This window comes from Pseudoalteromonas sp. UCD-33C (assembly GCF_001306895.1).
Classification (GTDB): domain Bacteria; phylum Pseudomonadota; class Gammaproteobacteria; order Enterobacterales; family Alteromonadaceae; genus Pseudoalteromonas.
This window is the reverse complement of the sequence record NZ_LJTB01000014.1, coordinates 60,230-75,023: the sequence shown is the minus strand read 5'-3', so window position 1 is coordinate 75,023 and position 14,794 is coordinate 60,230. Positions and strand designations below refer to the sequence as shown.

Here is a 14,794-nt window from a genome sequence, read left to right as displayed (position 1 = left end):
AAGCTACTCTCTGTTACCGCTCGACTTGCATGTGTTAGGCCTGCCGCCAGCGTTCAATCTGAGCCATGATCAAACTCTTCAATTAAAAGTTTTTTGAAACCGAAGTTTCGTGCTCAATGAATTCTGTATAAATTGACTATATAGTCACTCATAAGAAATTGAGACTCTAAATTTGTTTGCTCCACTTAGTAAACTAAGCTTCGCTGTTAGAACTCAATCTGTACGAGTGCCCACACAGATGATTGCTTTATATTGTTAAAGAACGTTGCGGCGTTGTCGCTAGGGATGCGTATAATACATCCTTAATTTTTCGAGTCAACACTTAATTTCAAACTTTCTTTTTAGACCGTTTTAAACCGAAGTTTTACTTAACTCTCTGCTACGTTGTTCAGCATCTTTCGTTGCTGCCCGCCGTGTCAGTGGGGTCGCATTATAGGGAGATGGATTTTTTACGCAAGCACTTTTTTCAATAAAATTTAAAAAAACGTACTGTTCGCTCAGCTTTTGAACTAAACGCCCTGAAACTGGGTGTTTTGCAGTCAATTTAGGCCTGTTTTGGTGTATTTATTTGCTTCGCTGTTACACTAGACTGAGCGCATTTTAAAATTAAAAGGTGAATTTATGACTATCCGTTCTTATAAAGGGATCACTCCGACATACGATAATAGTGTTTATATTGATGAGTCATCGGTTTTAGTGGGTGATATTACGCTTGGTAAAGATTCAAGTGTTTGGCCTCTTGTTGCTGCGCGAGGTGATGTTAACTATATACGTATTGGTGAACGTACGAACATTCAAGATGGCAGTGTTTTACATTTAACTCGTGCCTCTAAGTCAAACCCCGATGGCTACCCTCTTATTATTGGTGATGATGTCACTGTTGGTCATAAAGTTATGCTACACGGCTGCCAACTTGGTAATCGTATACTTGTTGGTATGGGCGCAATAGTAATGGATAACGCAATTGTTGAAGATGATGTGATCATTGGTGGTGGTTCACTGGTACCACCTAACAAGCGTTTAGAGTCTGGTTACCTCTATGTAGGAAGCCCTGTTAAACAGGCTCGCCCTTTAACAGAGCAAGAGCGCGCCTTTTTAAAAATCTCTGCTGATAATTATGTTCAGCTTAAAGATGAATACTTAGCTGAGGGCTAAAACACTTCGGTTAATTCAATTTGTCCTGCCGAGTTATACTGCTCATCTTCGATCAGTTGCTCGGCGAGCTCTTCGTAATCGAAACGATAAGATTCAAAGTAATTAACCGCACTGCTTTGATCTGCAAAATCATACTTACTGGTATCAATAACACACTCCACCATCAAGCCACTTACTTGTGCGAAGAATACCAACTGCTTTTCTTCAGGCTTAAATTCGAGTCTGTCTATAAATTGAATAGCTTGATTCACGCAATTTCTCCTGCTTTAAGCGCGGTAACAACGGGAATAATTTCTGGCATTTTATTGCGCCATACAAAATAAGCTTGTGCTGCTTGGCCAACTAGCATGCCACAACCATCGAGTGTTAAACATGTTGTGTTAATCGACTTAACCCAACTAATAAATGCGGTATCGTCATTAGCGTAAAACATATCGTAAGCGCACTGACACGTAGCAACATGGTCTTCAGCTATACCCGGCAGGTCTCCAGTTACACTACTTGAGGTTGAATTAATCACCACATCATAGTTGTTTGCTGGGATATCATTTAAAGCAAAGCCCTGTACATCTATTTCACCATTAAAATGACTCGCTAGCGCCTTTGCTTTTTCGGCGGTACGGTTGGCTATTGTTAAGCTTTCGATATGCTCATTCAATAATGGCTGAATGACACCTCGCGCTGCACCACCGGCGCCAATAAGAAGAACTTGCTGCCCTTTTAAGGTGACATTATTAGCTAAAAGATCTTTAACAAGTCCTACACCATCGGTGTTATCACCCAGTAGGCTGCCATCTTCAAGCTGTTTAATAGTATTTACGGCTCCGGCAATTTTCGCTTGCTCTGTTAGTTCATCGACCATAGCAAACGCTTGCTCTTTAAACGGCAAAGTGACATTAGCCCCTTTACCACCAGCAGCGAAAAACTCAGCGACAGTTTTTTCAAATGCATCTGTTGGTGCTAAAATGGCGCTGTATTGTATTTGCTCGTTTAATGATGCAGCAAATTGTGCGTGTATTGCGGGTGATTTCGAATGTTTTATTGGATTTCCAAAAACCGCGTATTTGTCCATAGTGAAGCAACCTCTTCGCCCTGTAGAGCTTTATTAATATTATGATTAAACGACTTTTTTCTAAATCGAAACCAACGCCTGAAACACCTACCCCAGAAAAAACACCTTACGAAATTATTGGCGGTGAAGCAGGAGCTCGAGCAATTGCAAATCGATTTTACGACATAATGGCCACAGATGAATACGCCAAACCATTATATGATATGCATCCGCAGCCTTTAGATAGAATTCGCCAAGTCTTCTTTGAGTTTTTATCTGGCTGGCTGGGCGGCCCTGACCTATTCGTTGAAAAATATGGTCACCCAATGCTAAGAAAGCGTCACATGCCTTTCCCTATTGATCAAGACCTACGTGACCAATGGATGCATTGTATGAATAAAACGCTTGATATCGAGATTGATAACCCACTACTTCGCGAAGGGTTAAGACAGTCGTTATCGCAACTCGCCAGCCATATGATCAATCAAAACTAACTAAGCTTTGCGCTATATCAATGTACGCTTTTTCTAAATAAAGATAATAAATTTTCCTTAATTTAGAAAAAGCGTCGTCGAATGAAGTCTATCCAATTTAAAATTTATGCTTTGTTAGCACTAACAGGCGTATTGGTATTATTTGCCAGTATATTTAGTAGTGCCCAGCAACAACATGAATTAGCAAGAGATACCGTTGAAAGTAACATAAAACTGCTTGCCGATAATTACTTTGATTCTATTAATACCATGATGCTGACAGGCACTATGGCTAATCGTGAAATTCTAAGTACTAAATTAAGAAGCCACCCTAATATTGAAGACGCTCATATCATACGTAGTCCAATCGTTAATAAAATTTATGGGCCTGGAAATGCCAACCAAGTTGCGACTAACGATGCTGAGCGAAAAGCACTAACAGGCACTGAAGCACTATTTATTGATAATCAAAAAAGTACGATGACTTATCTAAAGCCTATGTTTGCTCGCAGTGATTATAAAGGAACAAACTGCTTAGGCTGCCATCAAGCACAAGAAGGCGATGTGTTAGGTGTAGTAAAAATTAGTTATTCGTTGGCTGATATTGAGCAAGAAGTATCGCAAAACACCTTAATGAACACGCTACTATTAGCGGCTATTTTCATTTCGGCTTTCTCACTACTAGCAGTGATGTTTAGAAAAATTTTCATCAAACGCTTAAAAGTCATTAGCCATACCATGCACTTGGCAACCACCAATAAAGATTTAAGCCTCACGGTAGATGACAGTAATAATGACGAGCTTAGCTCTCTTGCCACCAGCTTTAATCACATGATTGGTGCGTTTAAAGATAATATTGCTCAAGTTTCTCATTCTTCTAAGGTATTGATCCACTCTGCCGAAAGCATTTATGCCTCAGCGGATGCAACCGAGCAAGCGATCTTAAAGCAAAAGCAAGGGACAGATTCGGTCGCTGCCGCCATCAATGAACTCGAAAGCTCATCAAGCGAAGTTAAAAACACCACCCATTTTGCATCTGAAAAGTCAGAGCACAGTAATCAACTTGCACAACAAAGCTTACATGTTGCTGAGCACACTGAGCAAAGTATTAATCAACTTGCGGCAGATGTTAGAGCAGCTGCCGAGCAAGTAAGTCAACTGCAAACCCAAACGTTAGATGTTGGTAAAGTACTCGAGGTGATCAGTAGCATTGCCGAACAAACAAACTTACTTGCACTTAATGCTGCGATTGAGGCGGCTCGTGCTGGTGAAGCTGGCCGAGGCTTTGCTGTGGTAGCCGATGAAGTACGTACTTTAGCGACCCGCACCCATGACTCAACCGACGAAATTCGCCGCACTATCGACAAGCTACAAAGTGAAGCGGCACAAACCGTTAATACCATGAATAACTCTTGCGAAGAAGCAGACGAAAGAGCTGTGCAAGTTAAGCAAGTAGCTAAAGCATTACGTGATATTTCTTCACAAATGAGTGAGATAAACCAACTTAACGTGCAAATTGCTGATGCTACTGAACAGCAAAACCTCGCGGCTGAAGAAATTAACCAAAGTGTTATTGCAATTAGTGACAATGCCGAGCACTCATTAGTCGATGCCCATGAAAACCAAAAAGTCAGTGAAGAGCTGTTGTCGTTAGCTCGTTCACTTGATGAGCAAGTAAGACGCTTTAAATTAAGCTAAATTGCGCGCTTTTCGTGCAACTGCTAGAGTTGTTATATGTATTTCATAGTAAATAAGGATGTTTAAATGAAATTTTTAACAACTCTTTTAGTCTGTATTGGGATTATTGCAGCGTTACTATTTACCTATCAACACAGCGTGAATGAATCTGCGGATCAAATAAGCACTGTTAATGAATATATACATCGTGATGATATTCAACAGATTGCTCAATCTCTTCTCAGCCAAGATAAAACCTCACAAAGCGATAAGTATGAACAAAGTATTGTTGGTGGTTTTGATAAGCTTATTCAGCACCCTGAATATTTTCAGGTGAAACTTGATTTCTATGCCTGTGATATCAGTCAATGCTTAACACAGGTTAGCGCACCTATTGATACAACACCTGATAAGCTAAAAATATTAAAAGCAGAAGTGCTATTTAGTGTCTTGGCAGAGCTGCCTAGCAGTGACAGTGTTGCCACCCTCGTAGAGGGTGACAACGCAATGTTGGTTCGAGTGGTTTCAATACTTGATTAAAGCTGCCATTGGCGTGCAACTAAATCAGACTCTTTGCTATTTAACCAATCTTGCGGGCGTAAATAGTACTGATACAGCTTAGCTTCTGGGCTATCTGCAGCAGGTACATAATTATATTCCCAACGAGCTAATGGTGGCATCGACATCAAAATTGATTCAGTACGTCCACCTGTTTGTAAGCCAAATAATGTGCCGCGGTCCCAAACAAGATTAAACTCAACATAACGACCACGACGATACAATTGAAAGTCGCGTTGCTGTTCGGTTGTTGGCGTGTCTTTACGGCGCTCAATTATAGGAAGGTAAGCATCTAAATAGCCATTTCCTACCGCCTGCATAAAGGCAAAGCTTTGTTCAAAGCCCAGCTCATTTAAATCATCAAAGAATAAGCCACCAACACCACGAGTTTCACTGCGGTGTTTTAAATAAAAGTAATCATCACACCAGTTTTTATATTTATCGTAAACCTCAGCACCGAATGGCTGACATAAATCGCTTGCCACTTGATGCCAATGTTGTACATCTTCAAATACAGGGTAGTAAGGGGTTAAATCAAAGCCACCGCCAAACCACCAAATTGGATCTTCGCCTTCTTTTTCGGCAATGAAGAAACGCACATTGGCATGGCTAGTTGGAATATGTGGATTATTAGGGTGGATCACTAATGACACACCACATGCATGAAAACTACGACCCGCGAGCTCTGGACGATGCGCTGTTGCTGATGCTGGCATTGACGCGCCAAATACATGCGAGTAGTTTACGCCACCCTGTTCGATGACATTACCACCTTGGATAACACGAGTACGGCCACCGCCGCCTTCTGCACGCTGCCAATTATCTTCAACAAATTTTGCTTTGCCGTCAGCATTTTCAAGGCCCTGACAAATTGTATCTTGTAAGGCCATTAAATAGGTTTTAACTTGTTCGAGTAGCTCGCTTTGCATGTTTATCCTCTAAATACTTTACCGGTCGCTGCGTCTTTGATCACACTTGGTTGGCTGTTGCCACCTAACGGCTCATCAACATAAAAATCTACCGTGTCTGAAAATTCGCTTTTCGCTTGTGCGATAGTCATTACCGTTTCTTGACCGGTTAAGTTTGCACTTGTTGACACCAACGGCTTACCAAATTGCTGACACAGGGCTTTTACCGTTGGATGATCAGTAACACGTACCGCAATAGTATCAAACTGGCCTGTTAGCCACTTTGGAGCTTCTTTTGCTGCTGGCATCACCCAAGTGATAGCACCTGGCCATTGTGAAAAGATATCAGCTCGTTTATCCATCGGGATTTTGGCATCATCTACATACTTTAATAACTGGCCATAATTGTCAGCAATTAAAATTAAGCCTTTTTCTACAGGGCGTTGTTTGATGGCTAAAAGCTTTTCAACCGCAGCTTGGTTATCAGGATCGCAACCAAGACCAAAAACAGCTTCGGTTGGGTAAACGATTACACCGCCTTGCTGCAAAGCGTCAATTGCATTGGCTGGTTGTGCAACAGGATCAGACAAAGAAACTCTCCTAAATAAACAAATTACAAGTGCATTAAGATTCGACTAACTTATGCATACACGACTTCTGCGGGCATTGTAACACAACACCTGAGGCAGTTTTCTTTTCGGTCATAATTGGCCACTGGCAGGCCGGGCACTCGGTCGGCACAGGTTTGTGGTTAAGGGTATATTTACAGCGCGGATAGCCATCACAAGAATAAAAGGTTTTGCCAAACTTATTACTACGCGCAACCAACTGGCCTTTTTTGCATTTAGGACAAGCAGGTAATTGAGGGGCATCGTCAGGCTCTTCATCATGAGCAATATAGTGGCACTCAGGATAGCCAGTACACCCAATAAACATACCGTAGCGGCCATTTTTAATTACTAATGGCTTACCACACTCTGGGCAGGCACTGTCTTCGAGTACTTTTATTTGTTGGCTATCGTGATGAGCTAATGGGCGGATAAAGTCACACTTTGGGTAACTGGCACAGCCTAAGAACGGCCCTGACTTTGAGTTGCGCATAACCAATTCAGAACCGCATTTAGGGCAAACCTCATACTCTTTTTCGAGTGCATGTTTATCTGCAGAAAAAAGAGAATGGTCGATTTTACTCATAAGATTCCTGTGGGGTTGGCTAATTTTCGCCTAATATACCCAAACTCAACAAAGATACAAGCAAAGTCTACTTAGTGTAATACATCAGCTGGCTCGTCAAATATTAAGTCTTCCATTTGTGCGTAAGCTTGCTCTGACCCCGGTACATTAAATAACACCATTAGCACCACCCACTTTAGGTCTTCCAAAGAAATAAATGGTTTATCTAGAGCACAAAGTCTATCTATAACCATTTCGCGGGTTACAGTGTTAATTACACCTATTTGCTCGATAAACATTAAAAAACCGCGACACTCAACACTTAACATTTGGCATTCACTATCAGTGTAAATACGCATAGCATGTTGTGGTTGGGCATTAAGGTACGGGTAGATATCGCTTTGTTGTAAGTCAGCAAGTTGCTCTAGCCAATCAAGGGCTTTGTAGATTTCAGGTTTATTGAAGCCAGCACGAACCAACTCATCGGTAAGTTCGTTCTCTTCAGTAAAGATTTCAGCTTCACTATGGATATAGTTTTCAAAAAGATACATGAGGATGTCAAACATGTTTATGTCCTCCAAGTCTTATATAACCATCTAGTACTCGTTCGATTTTATCTGCGAGCTCTAGGTCGAGTAACCGAGCTTGTACTTCGTCTACAGGTAATTGGCTGCGCTGTGTTATTTGATCAACACTTGTTACCTCATACCCTATACTTTTAAACACTGGGCAGTCGGGTTCATCTGCAATAGGCTGTTCTATACTATATAGACTGTTTTCACAGAAAAAGCTCACTTCATCAAGAATATCAGTAATATTTTCTGTCAATTTAGCGCCTTGCTTAATTAAAAAATGGCTTGCCTCTGAAAGTGGGCTTTTTATTGAACCTGGCACGGCAAACACCTCTTTATTTTGCTCAAGTGCATAGCGTACGGTAACCAATGAGCCACTTTTAATTTGCGCTTCGACAATCAATACACCTAATGACAATCCAGAGATAATACGGTTTCGGCGCGGGAAATTAGCGGCATTAGCAGCCGTTCCCGGTAAGAACTCAGAAACCAACAAGCCCCGCTCAGCAACCTGTTTAATGAGTAAGCGATGACGTTTTGGATAAGCTATATCGATACCCGTACCAAGTACGGCAATGGTGTTTCCTGACCCTGCTAATGCGCCTTTATGGGCTGCACCATCAATACCCATAGCCATGCCTGATGTCACCGTCATGCCAACAGCAGAAAGTTGATGGGCAAACTCAGCAGCTACTTCAAGCCCTGTCGGTGTGGCATTACGACTACCGACAATTGCTATTTGCGGTGACAGTAATAGTTCTGTGTTACCTAAACAAAATAATAAGATAGGTGCATTGGCTATTTGCTTGAGTAAGGGCGGATAGCTGCTATCAAAGTAGCTTATGACTTTGATTTTAAGTCTTGCTATTAACTCTTGGTAGTGGGCTACTAACTGCCAGTCAGTATTCACTAAGTTATCGGCTTGGCTTTGTGATAAGCCCAGCTGCTGAAGCTCTAAACTAGATAGCTTAAATAGCTCATCCAGTTGCTGTTTTTGACTTAATGCAATAAGGCTTTTTATTCCAAGCCCTTTACATAAATAAAAGGCAAGCCAATGGGATAGCTTGCCTGAAACCTGTGCCATGCTCCCTCCTTAGAGCGCCCAAATTGTGAGTTAGTTTATAACTGCATAATCTCCAACTCGGATCGGGTGCTGATTCTTCACAATCAATGCGTAGCTAACGTTGTCATATACCTTAAACACCATTAACTCACCGACTTTTTCCTTTGGCATGTGCCATACATTGCTGTCTTCATCGCTTTCAATTCCTAACACATCATTTGCATCAGTCATGAATTTCTCAAGACTGTTAGAATCTTCGCGGTAACGCGGACCATTGCGGCCGTCATACACTTCAGGTGATTGACGCTGAATATCAAGTACAAAACCTGGTTTCACTTGGTCGGAACCTAAGTTTAGTACAACAATGTCCATGGTACTAAATTCACGCATTTCATTAGCTGCGGCGATAATAGTGCCATCTAAAGTAGCTTCAGGGCGTTTCATAGTGAAATAGGCTGGCAACATTTGCCCTTCCATCGCCGGCATTAAAAAGTCATGCGGCTTAATTTCTTGTTTTACCAGTTCAACTTTAACTGAGGCAGGTACGCCGTTTTCTACGTCACCGCTTCTAAATGCGCGAACAATCGCCACTAATTCCGCTTTATTCGCTAGTACTTCATTGGTATTTGGATCAACAAGATCATTGCCTTTACGGTATACGCCATAAGCTTCGTTAAGTGTTAAGTCACCTTTAACGTAAAGCGTATGGCCCATAGTATTCATTTTGGTATTAACACTGGCACCCAAAATATATGGTTTTTGTGCAATAACATCGGCGCTAATCGCTTGCTCATAACTCAAATATGGGCGCAGCAACTCCAAAGGCAACGTCGGCACTGCTTGCTTGCCTTTTGGTGTAATTCGCCCTTCTGGCGAGAGTTTTTTATAACGCGCATTTTTAACTAAACGAGGATTTCCGTCTTTATCGTAAATTAAAGTGAGCGCATCACCCGGGTATATTAAATGCGGATTCGCAATTTGCGGGTTCATTTGCCATAAATCAGGCCATTGCCAAGGTTCATCAAGATACACGCCCGAGATATCCCAAAGCGTATCGCCTTTTTTGACAACATATTGTTTTGGTGCATCTTTTTTAATTGTTAAAACATCAGCAGCTACCGGAAAAGCACAGCTAATGGCTAACAAAGCCGCAACTAGTGGGTATCTCATTTGGCTTCCTTGAGTTGTTTTTAGATTATTATCGACCAAAACCTGTTAAAGGTGAACACGAATGGCTAAAATAAGAGCATACAATACCCTAAATGAATCACAAGTGTAAAAGGTAACTATGGCTAGGTTAGAAGTTTTGAGATTTCCGGATGAGCGTTTACGTACAATCGCGAAAGAAGTACCAGAAGTAAACGATGAAGTTCGTCAAATCGTCAAAGACATGCTTGAAACTATGTATGACGAAAACGGTATCGGCTTAGCAGCGACGCAAGTAGATATCCACCAGCGAATTGTGGTGATCGACGTATCTGAAGAGCGCGACCAACCGTTAGTGTTAATCAACCCAGAAATCACCAAAAAAGATGGTTCAACTGTGAGTGAAGAAGGCTGTTTATCTGTTCCTTACTCATACGCAAAAGTTGACCGCGCAGAAACAGTTACTGTTAAAGCGCTTAATGAAAACGGTGAAGAATTCAGCCTTGACGCTGACGAGCTATTAGCAATTTGTATTCAGCATGAGCTTGATCACCTTAAAGGCACCCTATTTATTGATTATCTATCGCCTTTAAAGCGCCAACGTATCCGTAAAAAGCTTGAGAAAGAAGCTAAGCTGGCTGCTAAATCATAAGTTAATCAATAGGAATATCTGTGACACAACCATTACGCATTATTTTTGCTGGTACGCCGGATTTCGCTGCGCGCCATTTACAAGCACTGATTGACTCAGAGCACGACGTTGTTGGTGTATATAGCCAACCTGATCGCCCAGCGGGCCGAGGTAAAAAGCTAAAAGCCAGTGAAGTTAAAGAACTGGCACTTGCTCATGATTTACCTGTATTTCAACCGCAATCACTAAAATCAGATGAAGCGCTTGCAGAGCTTACCAGCCTGAACGCCGATATTATGATTGTGGTGGCGTACGGCTTACTGTTACCAAAAGCGATTTTAGAAGCACCGCGCTTAGGCTGCTTAAACGTGCATGGCTCTATTTTACCGCGCTGGCGTGGTGCTGCACCGATCCAACGTGCTATTTGGGCTGGTGACAATGAAACCGGTGTAACAATAATGCAAATGGATGAAGGCTTAGATACCGGCGATATGCTGCATATCAGCCGTTGCCCGATTGATAGCACAGAAACCAGTAGCTCTTTATACGATAAATTAGCTGCACTTGGTCCTGATGCACTGATCAGTACAATCAATCGTCTTGCTGCAGGTGAAATCACCCCAGAAAAGCAAGATGACGCACAAGCAAATTACGCCAAGAAGCTATCAAAAGACGAAGCCAATATTGATTGGTCAATGGATGCTGCGCAAATTGAGCGTAATATCCGTGCCTTTAATCCATGGCCTGTTTGCTTTACTGAAATGGCAGGACAAACGGTAAAAATTTGGCAAGCCGAAGTTGTATCGCAAACTGCACAAGCCGGTAAAATCATTGCTGCTGATAAGCAAGGTATTACCGTTGGCTGTGGGCAAGATGCACTTAAAATCACCCTTCTTCAACCACAAGGTAAAAAACCAATGGCTGTTACTGACTTTTTAAATGGTCGCAGTGATTGGGTTGAACCTGGCTCAGTATTAGGTCAAAGCAATGAGTAATGTAAGAGCACTTGCTGCTGAAACCCTCTATAACGTGGTCGATAAAGGTGCATCGCTAAATCAAGAACTACCTTTTGCAAGCCAAGGATTATCGCCGAAAGATAAAGCCCTACTACAACAAATTTGCTACGGTGTGCTGCGCTATTTACCTAGCCTAGAAAATTATTGTCAGCAACTTTTAGATCAACCACTAAAAGGTAAGCGCCGTATTTTTCAGTTCTTGTTGTATGTGGGTATTTACCAACTTCAACACATGCGTGTACCGCCTCATGCAGCAATCAGCGAAACGGTTAATGCGCTTCAGCAAATGCGCGCACTGGGTTTAAAAGGCCTGATTAACGCTATTTTACGCAGTTTCCAACGTGAACAAGTTGAGCTTGAAGAAAAAGCAAAGCAAATTCCTGTTTGCAAATTTAACCACCCAGGTTGGTTTATCAAACAAGTTACTGCAGCTTACCCTGATAACTGGCAAGAAATTCTTGAAGCGAATCAGCTACAAGCACCTATGTGGTTACGTGTAAACCAAGCGCAATACAGCACCCAAGAATACAGCGAAATGCTTAAAGCAAATGATATTGAGCATACCCTTAATGCTGATTTTCCTGATGGTATTAAACTAGCTAAACCATGTGATGTATACGCATTACCAGAATTTGATACCGGAGCCTGCTCAGTTCAAGATGCAGCGGCACAATTAGCTGCACGCTTTTTAGATCCTCAAAATGATGATGTCATTTTAGATGCGTGTGCAGCGCCAGGTGGTAAAACGTGCCATATCCTAGAGCTTGCTGACGCCGACGTATTAGCACTTGATAGCGACAGCGAGCGCCTAGAACGCGTTAAACAAAACTTAGTGCGTATTGGTTTAGCTGCCGATTTACAATGTGCCGATGCTTCACAACCGCATATCTGGTGGGATGAGCAGCAATTTGACCGTATTTTGCTTGATGTGCCTTGTTCAGCAACAGGCGTAATCCGCCGTCACCCTGACATTAAATGGTTACGTCGTGCATCTGATATTGAAGATCTGGCTAATTTACAAGGCGATATCCTAAATAGCATCTGGCCTCTACTTAAGCCTGGTGGTACGTTAGTTTATGCGACCTGCTCTGTATTACCGCAAGAGAACCAACAACAAGTTGCCAAGTTCCTTGCCAATAATCCAAGTGCTGAACACATACCTTTGCATGAAAACGACACCCCTACTTTACCTGGCCTGCAATTATTGCCTGGTGAAAGTGACGGTTTCTATTATGCAAAGCTAGTTAAAAAACACTAATAAGAACAAGCTATGAAAATAATCATACTCGGTGCCGGACAAGTTGGTGGCACACTGGCAGAAAACCTCGTTGGTGAGCAAAATGAGATCACCGTTGTCGATATCGACGGTAACCGTTTGCGAGAGCTACAAGATAAGTACGACTTACAAGGTGTTACTGGCCACAGTGCGCATCCCGATGTATTGCGTCGCGCAGGCGCAGAAGACGCCGATATGATTATTGCCGTGACCAGTTCAGATGAAGTGAACATGGTTGCTTGCCAAGTTGCTTATAGTATTTTTAACACACCAACCAAAATTGCCCGTATTCGCTCAGAGCAATACTTAAAGTACCGTGAAAAGCTATTTCATAACGACGACTTACCTGTTGACCACTACATTGCTCCTGAAGCGCTGGTAACTAAGTATATTCGTCGCTTAATCGACTATCCGGGTGCTTTGCAGGTATTACAATTTGCCGATGGCATGTTATCGCTGGTTGCGGTGAAAGCCTATTACGGTGGTTTGCTGGTGGGTTATGCACTTTCAGCCTTGAAAGAGCACATCCCGAATGTCGAAACCCGTGTCGCGGCTATTTATCGTCAAGGTAAAGCGATTAAACCGCTTGGCACAACGGTTATCGAAGCGGACGATGAAGTGTTCTTTATCGCTGCAACAAAGCATATTCGAGCAGTCATGAATGAGCTTCAAAAGCTCGAACGTTCTTACAAAAAGATCATGATTGCTGGTGGTGGTAATATCGGTGCGGGCCTTGCGCGTTCACTTGAGAAAAACCACAGCGTGAAGCTGCTTGAGCGCAATAAAGAGCGCGCAGCACAGCTCTCAGAAATGCTTGATAACACCGTGGTATTTTGTGGCGATGCCTCTGATCAAGAGCTGCTATCTGAAGAACATATTGAACAAGTGGATGTATTCATCGCAGTGACTAACGACGATGAAGCAAACATTATGTCTGCGATGCTGGCAAAGCGTATGGGCGCACAAAAAACCATGGTGCTTATTCAGCGTGGCGCTTATGTTGACCTAGTACAAGGCGGTGAGATTGATATTGCTATTTCGCCTCAGCAAGCCACTATTTCAGCGCTGTTAACACACGTACGTCGTGGTGACATCGTTAATGTTTATTCGTTACGTAAGGGTGCAGCAGAAGCCATTGAGGCTGTCGCTCACGGTGATGAGCATACTTCTAAAGTTGTTGGCCGCGCAATTGCTGATATTAAGCTACCAGCAGGAACAACCATTGGTGCAATTGTGCGTAACGATGATGTATTGATTGCCCATGACGATACAGTTATTCAGTCGGGTGACCATGTAATCATGTTCTTGATTGATAAAAAGCACATTACGGTTGTTGAAAAGCTGTTCCAAGTAAGCGCTATCTTCTTGTAAAAAGTTTATAAACGAAAAAAGCAGCCATGACAGCTGCTTTACGACTCTTGAAGTGAAAGTACCTAACTTTTCTAAAAGATTCTATTGAATTTGAGCGAACTCTTCTTTTGAAAGTTCGCCATTACCATCGCTATCTAGCTCTGGAAATAGCTTTTCAAGCTGCATATTTGCAGACGCTTCTTCTTTGCTGATCACACCATCACCGTCGGTATCGAATGTTGAAAAGCTTACGCCTTGTGCAAAGGCTGCTGATGATGTTGCTAGTGCTAAAATTGCGATTGTTGTGCTTAACTGTTTCATAATAACTACCTTGAATTTGAAAAGAGTGAAATCCGTTTCTGAGATCCCTGTTTAGTGGAAATTGGTATAACTACGTATTAATTCAGTTATTCGTCTTCAGAGAACTCTGCTTCAGTAAGAACGCCGTCGCCATTCACGTCTAATGTTTTAAACTGCGACATAATTTTTGCGTCAACGGCTGCTTCACTTTTGCTAACCACGCCGTTACCGTCTACGTCTAGAGTGTCAAAATCAGTTGCTGCAAAAGCTGCTGAAGAAGATGCAAGTGCGATTAAAGCTAATGTTTTGTTTACTGTTTTCATAATCATATTCCTTCAATTTTAAGAGTGTTAGCTGATCACACTTCCAGTGTTGTCCTTTGTCATGGATTCCCTTATCCATTTAGGCTGTCTTTGGCAGCTCAGAACTAATCAGCTAAATAAAC

General features: G+C 42.2%; 18 protein-coding genes and 1 rRNA gene. 8 read left to right on the top strand and 11 right to left on the bottom strand.

What is annotated here, in order from left to right; translation table 11 throughout:
- Window positions 1–85, bottom strand: a 16S ribosomal RNA gene (locus tag AOG26_RS18260); the annotation flags it as partial.
- A gap of 536 nt (window positions 86–621) precedes the next feature.
- Between AOG26_RS18260 and AOG26_RS18255 the strand changes: the two genes are divergently transcribed.
- Entirely contained in the window at window positions 622–1,155 is a 534-nt protein-coding gene (locus AOG26_RS18255; RefSeq protein WP_054563788.1) for a gamma carbonic anhydrase family protein, read from the top strand.
- On the opposite strand, the gene AOG26_RS18250 is transcribed toward AOG26_RS18255, so the two are convergent.
- Window positions 1,152–1,406 (bottom strand): DUF1488 domain-containing protein, encoded by a 255-nt coding sequence (locus AOG26_RS18250; protein WP_054563787.1) that lies wholly within the window; start codon window positions 1,404–1,406, stop codon window positions 1,152–1,154. The genes AOG26_RS18255 and AOG26_RS18250 overlap by 4 nt on opposite strands.
- Complete coding sequence (aroE, locus tag AOG26_RS18245; protein ID WP_054563786.1) at window positions 1,403–2,227, bottom strand: shikimate dehydrogenase; 825 nt, start codon at window positions 2,225–2,227, stop codon at window positions 1,403–1,405. The genes AOG26_RS18250 and aroE overlap by 4 nt, the downstream gene beginning before the upstream one ends.
- A 41-nt stretch (window positions 2,228–2,268) precedes the next feature.
- On the opposite strand from aroE, the gene AOG26_RS18240 reads away from it, so the two are divergent.
- From AOG26_RS18240 to AOG26_RS18230, 3 genes are all read left to right on the top strand, one after another.
- Complete coding sequence (locus tag AOG26_RS18240) at window positions 2,269–2,700, top strand: group II truncated hemoglobin (RefSeq protein ID WP_054554758.1); 432 nt, start codon at window positions 2,269–2,271, stop codon at window positions 2,698–2,700.
- A gap of 81 nt (window positions 2,701–2,781) precedes the next feature.
- Window positions 2,782–4,377: a methyl-accepting chemotaxis protein gene (locus AOG26_RS18235; protein WP_054563785.1), complete on the top strand. Its 1,596-nt coding sequence runs from the start codon at window positions 2,782–2,784 to the stop codon at window positions 4,375–4,377.
- Window positions 4,378–4,443: 66 nt separating this feature from the next.
- Window positions 4,444–4,896: a hypothetical protein gene (locus AOG26_RS18230; protein ID WP_054563784.1), complete on the top strand. Its 453-nt coding sequence runs from the start codon at window positions 4,444–4,446 to the stop codon at window positions 4,894–4,896.
- Here the strand turns inward: AOG26_RS18230 and hemF are convergent.
- The 6 genes from hemF to AOG26_RS18200 form a co-directional block, all read right to left on the bottom strand.
- Window positions 4,893–5,843: an oxygen-dependent coproporphyrinogen oxidase gene (gene hemF / locus AOG26_RS18225; RefSeq protein ID WP_054563783.1), complete on the bottom strand. Its 951-nt coding sequence runs from the start codon at window positions 5,841–5,843 to the stop codon at window positions 4,893–4,895. The two genes, AOG26_RS18230 and hemF, sit on opposite strands and share 4 nt — an antisense overlap.
- A 2-nt stretch (window positions 5,844–5,845) precedes the next feature.
- Window positions 5,846–6,412: an L-threonylcarbamoyladenylate synthase gene (locus AOG26_RS18220; RefSeq protein ID WP_054563782.1), complete on the bottom strand. Its 567-nt coding sequence runs from the start codon at window positions 6,410–6,412 to the stop codon at window positions 5,846–5,848.
- A gap of 34 nt (window positions 6,413–6,446) precedes the next feature.
- On the bottom strand, window positions 6,447–7,016 hold the full coding sequence (locus AOG26_RS18215; protein WP_054563781.1) for a DNA topoisomerase family protein: 570 nt from the start codon (window positions 7,014–7,016) through the stop codon (window positions 6,447–6,449).
- Between the two features lie 71 nt (window positions 7,017–7,087).
- Window positions 7,088–7,561 (bottom strand): DUF494 family protein, encoded by a 474-nt coding sequence (locus AOG26_RS18210; protein ID WP_054563780.1) that lies wholly within the window; start codon window positions 7,559–7,561, stop codon window positions 7,088–7,090.
- A complete protein-coding gene (gene dprA, locus AOG26_RS18205) occupies window positions 7,554–8,651 on the bottom strand; it encodes a DNA-processing protein DprA (protein WP_054563779.1) in 1,098 nt (365 codons plus the stop codon). Before dprA ends, AOG26_RS18210 begins: the two co-directional genes overlap by 8 nt.
- Window positions 8,652–8,681: 30 nt before the next feature.
- Window positions 8,682–9,800 (bottom strand): LysM peptidoglycan-binding domain-containing protein, encoded by a 1,119-nt coding sequence (locus AOG26_RS18200; RefSeq protein ID WP_054563778.1) that lies wholly within the window; start codon window positions 9,798–9,800, stop codon window positions 8,682–8,684.
- A 118-nt stretch (window positions 9,801–9,918) separates the two neighbouring features.
- Here AOG26_RS18200 and def point away from each other — a divergent pair, with 118 nt between their 5' ends.
- From def to trkA, 4 genes are read left to right on the top strand one after another with little or no spacing between them, the layout of a single operon-like run.
- The gene (gene def / locus AOG26_RS18195; RefSeq protein ID WP_054554770.1) at window positions 9,919–10,428 is read left to right on the top strand and encodes a peptide deformylase; all 510 of its coding nucleotides are present in this window, start codon (window positions 9,919–9,921) and stop codon (window positions 10,426–10,428) included.
- A 20-nt stretch (window positions 10,429–10,448) separates the two neighbouring features.
- On the top strand, window positions 10,449–11,402 hold the full coding sequence (gene fmt / locus AOG26_RS18190) for a methionyl-tRNA formyltransferase (protein ID WP_054563777.1): 954 nt from the start codon (window positions 10,449–10,451) through the stop codon (window positions 11,400–11,402).
- Window positions 11,395–12,681: a 16S rRNA (cytosine(967)-C(5))-methyltransferase RsmB gene (gene rsmB, locus AOG26_RS18185; RefSeq protein WP_054563776.1), complete on the top strand. Its 1,287-nt coding sequence runs from the start codon at window positions 11,395–11,397 to the stop codon at window positions 12,679–12,681. Before fmt ends, rsmB begins: the two co-directional genes overlap by 8 nt.
- Window positions 12,682–12,693: 12 nt before the next feature.
- Window positions 12,694–14,070, top strand: coding sequence for a Trk system potassium transporter TrkA (gene trkA, locus AOG26_RS18180; RefSeq protein ID WP_054563775.1), 1,377 nt, complete (start codon window positions 12,694–12,696; stop codon window positions 14,068–14,070).
- An 81-nt stretch (window positions 14,071–14,151) separates the two neighbouring features.
- On the opposite strand, the gene AOG26_RS18175 is transcribed toward trkA, so the two are convergent.
- Complete coding sequence (locus AOG26_RS18175; RefSeq protein WP_054563774.1) at window positions 14,152–14,370, bottom strand: EF-hand domain-containing protein; 219 nt, start codon at window positions 14,368–14,370, stop codon at window positions 14,152–14,154.
- An 86-nt stretch (window positions 14,371–14,456) separates the two neighbouring features.
- Window positions 14,457–14,672: a calmodulin gene (locus AOG26_RS18170; RefSeq protein WP_054563773.1), complete on the bottom strand. Its 216-nt coding sequence runs from the start codon at window positions 14,670–14,672 to the stop codon at window positions 14,457–14,459.
- Window positions 14,673–14,794: the final 122 nt, after the last annotated feature.

Bases quoted from the DNA above. Each gene is read 5' to 3' on its own strand.
- AOG26_RS18170 (WP_054563773.1), bottom strand. From the start codon at position 14,672: ATGAAAACAGTAAACAAAACATTAGCTTTAATCGCACTTGCATCTTCT.
- AOG26_RS18255 (WP_054563788.1), top strand. From the start codon at position 622: ATGACTATCCGTTCTTATAAAGGGATCACTCCGACATACGATAATAGT.
- AOG26_RS18210 (WP_054563780.1), bottom strand. From the start codon at position 7,561: ATGTTTGACATCCTCATGTATCTTTTTGAAAACTATATCCATAGTGAA.
- AOG26_RS18235 (WP_054563785.1), top strand. From the start codon at position 2,782: ATGAAGTCTATCCAATTTAAAATTTATGCTTTGTTAGCACTAACAGGC.
- aroE (WP_054563786.1), bottom strand. From the start codon at position 2,227: ATGGACAAATACGCGGTTTTTGGAAATCCAATAAAACATTCGAAATCA.
- AOG26_RS18215 (WP_054563781.1), bottom strand. From the start codon at position 7,016: ATGAGTAAAATCGACCATTCTCTTTTTTCTGCAGATAAACATGCACTC.
- def (WP_054554770.1), top strand. From the start codon at position 9,919: ATGGCTAGGTTAGAAGTTTTGAGATTTCCGGATGAGCGTTTACGTACA.
- AOG26_RS18175 (WP_054563774.1), bottom strand. From the start codon at position 14,370: ATGAAACAGTTAAGCACAACAATCGCAATTTTAGCACTAGCAACATCA.
- rsmB (WP_054563776.1), top strand. From the start codon at position 11,395: ATGAGTAATGTAAGAGCACTTGCTGCTGAAACCCTCTATAACGTGGTC.
- AOG26_RS18200 (WP_054563778.1), bottom strand. From the start codon at position 9,800: ATGAGATACCCACTAGTTGCGGCTTTGTTAGCCATTAGCTGTGCTTTT.
- hemF (WP_054563783.1), bottom strand. From the start codon at position 5,843: ATGCAAAGCGAGCTACTCGAACAAGTTAAAACCTATTTAATGGCCTTA.
- AOG26_RS18230 (WP_054563784.1), top strand. From the start codon at position 4,444: ATGAAATTTTTAACAACTCTTTTAGTCTGTATTGGGATTATTGCAGCG.
- AOG26_RS18240 (WP_054554758.1), top strand. From the start codon at position 2,269: ATGATTAAACGACTTTTTTCTAAATCGAAACCAACGCCTGAAACACCT.
- dprA (WP_054563779.1), bottom strand. From the start codon at position 8,651: ATGGCACAGGTTTCAGGCAAGCTATCCCATTGGCTTGCCTTTTATTTA.
- trkA (WP_054563775.1), top strand. From the start codon at position 12,694: ATGAAAATAATCATACTCGGTGCCGGACAAGTTGGTGGCACACTGGCA.